Here is a 297-nt window from a genome sequence, read left to right as displayed (position 1 = left end):
GGCATGGCATTTCGCGCCCGCCTGATATGGAGGGCGACAAGCCAAAGCGGTCGAAGTTCAAACGCTACCCGATCGGCTTCTTTCACATAGACATCGCCGAAGTGCAGACTGCTGAAGGAAAGCTCTTTCTATTCGTTGGCATCGACCGCACGAGCAAGTTTGCCGTGACCCAACTCGTCGAGAAGGCTGATAGGAAGACAGCTTGGGAATTCTTGCAACACATGCTCGAGGCCGTGCCATACCAGATCCATACCGTCCTCACTGACAACGGTATTCAGTTCGCTGAGCAGCCTTGGA

The 297-nt window shown here is 54.2% G+C and carries 1 protein-coding gene; it reads left to right on the top strand.

Annotated elements, in window-relative coordinates; genetic code table 11:
* A partial coding sequence (locus IE00_RS19385; protein WP_139291565.1) for a DDE-type integrase/transposase/recombinase occupies positions 1–297 on the top strand: 297 nt, incomplete at both ends.

The sequence above is a fragment of the Paracoccus sp. SM22M-07 genome, from assembly GCF_001887735.1.
In the GTDB taxonomy this organism is placed as follows: Bacteria; Pseudomonadota; Alphaproteobacteria; order Rhodobacterales; family Rhodobacteraceae; genus Paracoccus.
This window is presented reverse-complemented; position numbering and strand designations above follow the sequence as displayed.